This is a genomic window from Microbacterium sp. UBA3394 (genome assembly GCF_002358725.1).
GTDB classification, from domain to species: Bacteria; Actinomycetota; Actinomycetes; order Actinomycetales; family Microbacteriaceae; genus Microbacterium; species Microbacterium luteum.
In genome coordinates, this window is the sequence record NZ_DEPK01000115.1 from 1 (window position 1) to 6,717 (window position 6,717).

Consider the following 6,717-nt stretch of genomic DNA (forward strand, 5'->3'; position numbering starts at 1 on the left):
ATGCAACGACCGTATGAATCTGGGTCCGACGTCGGGCCGAATCTCCGACGTTGAAACGTGGCGACGTTTCGTCTCGCTGCGCTCGCTCAACGACCGGAGGAAGGGGTTCGCGGGCTCAACGACCGGAGGACGGGACCCGCGCGAAGGGTCAGTCCTCGTCTTCGCTGCGGTCGACGATGTGCATCGCACGCGTCGCATCCGTGATGCTCGTCGACAGCGACGGATACACCGCGAACACCCGCGAGACCTGGTCGACGGTGAGGCGCCGTTCCACCGCGATCGCCAGCGGATAGATCAGCTCCGATGCCTTCGGCGCGACGATCACACCGCCGATCACCGTGCCGCTGCCCTGCCGGGCGATGATCTTCACGAAGCCGTCCTTGATGCCCTGCATCTTCGCGCGCGGGTTCGCCGCGAGCGGCAGCTTGTGCACCACGCCGCGCATGACGCCGTTCTCGATGTCCTGCTCCGAGTAGCCCACCGTGGCGATCTCGGGGGCGGTGAAGATGTTCGCCGTGATGCGCCGCTGCTCCAGCGGAATCACCACGTCGCCGAGCGCGTGGAAGACGGCCTGCCGCCCCTGCATCGAGGCGACGGATGCGAGGGGGACGAACGTCGTGCAGTCGCCGGCGGCGTAGATGTTGGGCACCGAGGTGCGGGCGACGCGGTTCACGCGGATGTGACCGGACGAGGTCATCTGCACCCCTGCGCCCTCGAGGCCGATGTCCTTCGTGTTCGGGATGGATCCGACCGCGAGCAGGCAGTGGCTGCCCTCGACGACCTGCCCGCCCGAGACGGTCACGCGCACACCGTCGCCGGTGTTCTCGACCTTCTCGGCACGGGTCTTCGACAGCACGGTCATCCCGCCGCGCTTGAAGACCTTCTCGAGCACGGCCGCCGCATCCTCATCCTCACCGGGGAGCACCTGGTCGCGGGACGACACGAGCGTGACCTTCGACCCCAGGTTCATGTAGGCCGAGGCGAACTCGGCGCCGGTCACGCCGGAGCCGACGACGATCAGGTGCTCGGGCAGCTCCTTCATGTCGTACAGCTGCGTCCAGGTGAGGATGCGCGTGCCGTCGGGGCGAGCGGTGGGCAGTTCGCGCGGCGACGCTCCCACCGACACGACGAGCGTGTCCGCCTCGACGCGGTCGAAGTCGGTGCCGCCGGGGCCGGTGGAGACGACCACCGCGGAATCGCCCTCGAGGCGGCCGTGACCGTTGATGATGCGCACGCCCGCCTCGGCGAGCTGCGCACGCATGTCGTCGGACTGCTGGCGGGCGAGAGAGAGCAGGCGCCGGTTGACCGCCGCGAGGTTGATCGCGATCTCGGGCTTGAGCGGTTTGCCGTCGGCGCCCTTGGCGAACAGCTGCACGCCCAGATCGCCGGCCTCGGAGATCGCCACCGCCGCATCCGCGGTCGCGATCAGCGACTTCGACGGGACGACGTCGGTGATGACCGCCGACCCGCCGACTCCGGCCCGTTCCACGAGGGTGACGTCGGCGCCGAGCTGGGCAGCGGACAGCGCCGCCTCGTACCCGCCGGGGCCGCCGCCGATGATCGCGACGCTCTGGGTCTGCTCGAAGCTCAACGACATGCCCCCCATTGTTCCAGTCCGGGGGACGCGCCACGAACGCCGGTTCCTGGCGGGACCGTGGGCACGTTCCTAGAGTGGGGGCATGCACGATGAGCCCCTGAATCCTCTCGACGACCCGGACACCGACCCGTTCGAGGTCGCCGCGGCCGCCGCCGCCGACATCGCTCGGCTCACCGGTGTCGAGTCCCACGACATCGCCCTCACCCTCGGCAGCGGGTGGGGCAAAGCCGCCGACCTCATCGGCCAGACCACCGCGACCATCCCCGCGCCCGAGGTCACCGGATTCAGCAAGCCCGCCTTGGAAGGCCACGTCGGCACCCTCCGCAGCATCCTCACCGCCGACGGGCGCCGCGTGCTGGTCATCGGCGCCCGCACCCACTTCTACGAAGGCCACGGCGTGCGCCGCGTCGTCCACAGCGTGCGCACGGCCGCGGCGACCGGCGCGAAGACCATGGTGCTCACCAACGGCGCGGGCGGCATCCGTCATACCTGGAACCCCGGGCAGCCGGTGCTGATCAGCGACCACATCAACCTCACCGGTGCCTCCCCGCTCGAGGGGGCGACGTTCATCGACCTCACCGATCTGTATGCGACGCGGCTCCGCGATGTCGCGCGCCGCATCGACCCGAGCCTCGACGAAGGCGTCTACTGCCAATTCCGCGGCCCCCAGTACGAGACGCCCGCCGAGGTGCAGATGGCGAAGGCCATCGGCGGGCACATCGTGGGCATGTCCACTGCCCTCGAAGCCATCGCGGCGCGTCAGGCGGGCATGGAGATCCTCGGGTTCTCGCTGATCACCAACATGGCCGCCGGCATCCAGACCACCCCGCTCAGCCATGCCGAGGTCATCGAAGCGGGCCGCGAGGCCGAGCCCGTCATCAGCGACCTGCTGGCGCGGGTCGTGGCGGCCCTGTGACGCCGAACGAGAGCTCTGTTCCCAGCGACGAGGAGGCCGCCATGGACAGCACCGCACACGAAGATCTGCTCGAGCGCGCCCGCGCGTGGCTCGCCCAGGACCCCGACCCCGACACCCGGGCGGAGCTGCGCGCACTGCTCGAGGGCGCCGAGGTGGGCGATGCCGATGCGCTCGATGCGCTGCACGACCGGTTCGCGACACGGCTGGCGTTCGGCACGGCGGGCCTGCGCGGCGAGCTCGGCGCGGGCACGAACCGCATGAACCGCGTGCTCGTCGTCCAGGCGGCCGCGGGGCTGGCCGCCTACCTCGCCGAGCGGGCGGGTGTGGATGCCGCGGCCGACGACGTCGCTGAGCCGGCACCACTCCGGCCCGACGCTCCGCTCGTGGTCGTCGGGTACGACGGGCGTCGCAACTCCGACGTCTTCGCGCGCGACTCCGTGGAGATCTTCGCGGGCGCAGGCCTCCGGGCCGTGCTGCTCCCGCGGCTGCTGCCGACGCCGGTACTCGCCTTCGCCGTGCGCCATCTGGGCGCCGCGGCCGGGGTGATGGTCACCGCCAGCCACAACCCGCCGAACGACAACGGCTACAAGGTCTATCTCGGCGGCGACGACGAGGGGTCGCAGATCGTCAGCCCCGCCGACGCCGAGATCGCCGCGCACATCCAGCGCGTCGCCGACGCCGGTGACATCGCCGCCCTCCCCCGCTCGCTGGCATTCGAAACGGCATCCGAAGACGTCGTCGACGCGTACATCGAAGCGACGGCCGCTGTCGCTCCCGCACCGGCGGGCGCGGACGGGATGACCTGGGTGTATACCGCCATGCACGGCGTGGGATGGGAGACGCTGTCGGCGATCCTCGACCGCGCCGGATACCCGGCGCCGGTGGTCGTGAGCGAGCAGATCGAGCCGGACGGATCCTTTCCCACCGTCTCCTTCCCCAACCCGGAGGAGCCGGGGGCGATGGACCTGTCGTTCGCCGCGGCCGACGAGGCGCGCGCCGAGTTCGTGATCGCGAACGACCCCGACGCCGATCGACTGGCCGTCGCACTGCCCGACCCCGACGGCGGGTGGCGGCGGCTGACGGGGAATGAGATCGGGCTGCTGCTCGGTTGGCGCGCCGCCCGCCTGGTAACGGCGCGCGGCGAGGGCGAGGGTGGGGCAGCGGCCGCGCGGCCGTCTCTGGCGTGCTCGCTCGTCTCCTCGCCTGGTCTGAAGGCGATCGCCGACGCGCACGGGCTGGACTTCCACGCCACGCTGACGGGCTTCAAGTGGATCTCCCGGGCACCCGGAATCGTCTACGGATTCGAGGAGGCGCTCGGCTACCTCGTCAATCCGGAGACGGTGCGCGACAAGGACGGCATCTCCGCCGCCATCGCGGTGCTCGGGCTGGCCGCCGATGCGCGCCGCGAAGGCCGCACGCTCGGCGACCTGCTGGCGGAGTTCGACGAGACCTTCGGGGTGTTCGCGAGCGATCAGGTCTCCGTGCGCACCGACGACGTCGCGGCGGTCGGCGAGATGATGTCGGCGCTGCGGAAGCAGCATCCGCACACCGTGGGAGACGTGCCGATCGAGCAGGTGGACGATCTGCTCGAGGGCGTCGACGGCCTGCCGCCGGGCGACGTGCTGCGGCTGTGGCTCGACGACGGATCCCGCGTGATCGTGCGGCCGAGCGGCACCGAGCCGAAGCTGAAGGTCTACCTCGATGTGCGCGCCGAGTCATCCGGCGACGCGCAGTCGCGCCTTCGCGCGCTGGCCGACGGCGCCCGCGCGCTGCTCGACAGCCTCGCCTGAGCCGCCCCGTCGCCTGGGGCGACCTGGGGCGGTGGGGCGACCTGGGGCGGTGGGGCGACCTGGGGCGGTGGTGCCGCGATACGGCCTGAGGCGCCCTGCGTCGCGGCGCGCTTGAGACGTTCGCCCGCATCCACGTGCCTTAATTCAGGCTCAGCGGCTCCGCCGTCGGCGTGTCGAGCCCGTGACGGCCGCGGCAGCCTGAGCTGCGTCACAGGCCGCCCCGGTGCAGAACGCGGGACAACCGGGCAAGCCCGGCGGTGGGTCGTGAGGGGCAGGTAGGGCTGAAGGCCTCGCAACTTCAGACGCACTACCGATCGGCCGGTCGGGCCCTGACTCAGGCTCAGCGCCCAGGCCATCGGCGTGTCGCCCTCGGTGAAGCCCGCGCAGCCTGAGTTGCGGCACGGGACAAGTCGGGCGAGCGGGGTCTCGGGCGGAGAGGCCCGGAAGCGGGGAGCGCCCGGCGTCGCGCGGCGTTCACCGTCGACCACGTGCCGCGACTCAGGCTCAGAGGCGCTCCCGACGGCGTGTCGACCGGATCGACGACCACGCAGCCTGAGTTAGGGCACAGCTGGCAGGGGATGCGCGGCGGCACAGAACGAGCCGGGCGCGGGACCTTGGCCGAACAAGCCCGGCAGCGGGAGCGCCCGGCGTCGCGCGGCGTTTGCCGTCGGCCGTGCCGCGACTCAGGCTCAGGAACTCCTCCGACGGCGTGTCGGCCTGGATGACGGCCGCGCAGCCTGAGTTAGGGCACAGCTGGCAGGGGTGCGAAGCGGCTCGGCCGATGCCAGGGCGGCCGGCGCGGCGCGGCCGATGCCGGATGCACGGCCGAGACCGGGCGGCGGATGCGTGAGCAGGGCGGCCGCGGCCCGTGAGGAAGGGCGGCGGCCGGAGCGGGGCCCGAGCGGCGGAGATGGGTGGATCAGCCGTCGATCACGGCGACGAGCTCGTCGAGGAACGGCGTGAAGTCGGTGCCGCGCCGCACGATGCGGTGCACGCTCTCACGCTCGCTGAAGACCTCGACGAACTGCTCGAAGACGGTCTGGAAGGCCTCTCGATCGTTCTCCGAGAAGGCCACGAGGGCCACGACCTGCACGCGCCCGTCGCCCCACGGGATCGACGGGTCCGCGATGCCGATCGCGATGGCGGTGCGCGACGCGGTCATGCCCATCGCGTGCGGCACGGCGAGGGCGTCGGTGAAGGCGGTCGACGAGAGCTGTTCGCGCTCGATCGCCCGGTCGACGTACTCCGGGTCGATGACGCCGAGATCGACGAGCCGCCCGCCCAGGGCCCGGATGACGCCCTCCTCCCCTGCGCCGGCGTCGAGCCCGCGCACGAAGGCCGACGGATCGAAGTAGCGCTCGATGTCGGCGCGCAGTCGGGCCAGGCGCCGCCCCCGGCGCACGCGACCGGCTGCCGCCTGCACCCGTTCCACGTCGCTCTCGGTGAGGAACGGCTGCACGCGGACGACCCGGTCGTTCGGCGTCGGCGGATCGATCGTGGTCAGCACGAGATCGGTGTCGATCGAGCGCCAGTCCGGATCGGCGCGCGTCTCGACCCCGACGACCTCGATCGCACGTCCGAGCGATCGGTCGACGCTCGATCGGAGCAGCTCGTGCAGCTCGTAATACCCCGGGCACACGATCGTCGCGGTCAGCAGCTGGTCGGCGCGGCGGCTCCGCTCGAGTCGCCCGCCGACGTGCATCGCGATGTAGGCGATCTCGTCGTCGAGCAGCGGGATTCCGAGAGATGTGTTCAAGCCGCTCGCGATGAAGACGGCGACGTCGAAGATCATCGGGTAGGTCGACTTGAGCGATCGGGTGAGCGGATTGCGTGACCACGCCTGCTCTTTCGCCCGCGCGCGCAGGTTCTGCACGTGCAGCGCCAAGCGGAGGATGAAGTCGTCGTGCGCGATGTCGACGAGGAACTGCGCGGCGGCCCGCTCGACGATCTCGCGGACCGCCCGCTCCACCTCGGGGTCCAGGCGGCCGCGCACCGACGGCGCCGACGCACCCGGCGCCACGACGCGGGTGAGGACGAGGGTCGCAAGGTGGAACCGGTCTCCCGCACCGAGGGTCACGCCGAGATGCTGTTCCGCAAGGCGTCCGATCAGCGCCTCGACCGCCTCGTGCGACTCCTGCGCATCGTGGGCGATCGCATCCAGCCCGCGGTCCTGCGCGACGCGGTCGGCCGCGATGGCGATGTGCATCACGACGTCGGCGATCCCGAATTCGTTGACGTAGTAGCCGAGAGTGCCGAGCTCTCCGACGAGGTCGTCCTTGAACGGACCGAACGCTCGCGCGCCGACGGACTCGTCGCCGAGCGTACGCCGCAGCGCTTCGAGGTCGAAGGCGCCCGCCTCCATCTCGTCGTGCGCGAGGCGGCTGAGCAGCCGCCGCTGGGCCATCTCGGTGCCG

Annotated in this window: 4 protein-coding genes; 2 read left to right on the top strand and 2 right to left on the bottom strand. The window is 71.4% G+C overall.

The genetic code is table 11. The annotated features are described in order from the left end of the window. Nucleotides 1-148: 148 nt before the first annotated feature. Complete coding sequence (locus B4E30_RS06950) at nt 149-1,597, bottom strand: NAD(P)H-quinone dehydrogenase (RefSeq protein WP_286794238.1); 1,449 nt, start codon at nt 1,595-1,597, stop codon at nt 149-151. An 82-nt stretch (nt 1,598-1,679) separates the two neighbouring features. On the opposite strand from B4E30_RS06950, the gene B4E30_RS06955 reads away from it, so the two are divergent. Together B4E30_RS06955 and B4E30_RS06960 are read left to right on the top strand one after the other, a co-directional pair. Continuing rightward, nucleotides 1,680-2,513 carry a purine-nucleoside phosphorylase gene (locus B4E30_RS06955; RefSeq protein ID WP_286794240.1) on the top strand — a complete coding sequence of 278 codons (834 nt, stop codon included), beginning with the start codon at nt 1,680-1,682 and terminating at the stop codon, nt 2,511-2,513. 41 nt (nt 2,514-2,554) lie between these two features. Next, nucleotides 2,555-4,303: a phospho-sugar mutase gene (locus B4E30_RS06960; RefSeq protein ID WP_286794243.1), complete on the top strand. Its 1,749-nt coding sequence runs from the start codon at nt 2,555-2,557 to the stop codon at nt 4,301-4,303. Nucleotides 4,304-5,222: 919 nt separating this feature from the next. On the opposite strand, the gene B4E30_RS06965 is transcribed toward B4E30_RS06960, so the two are convergent. Further along, a partial coding sequence (locus B4E30_RS06965; RefSeq protein ID WP_286794245.1) for a BglG family transcription antiterminator occupies nt 5,223-6,717 on the bottom strand: 1,495 nt, incomplete at its 5' end.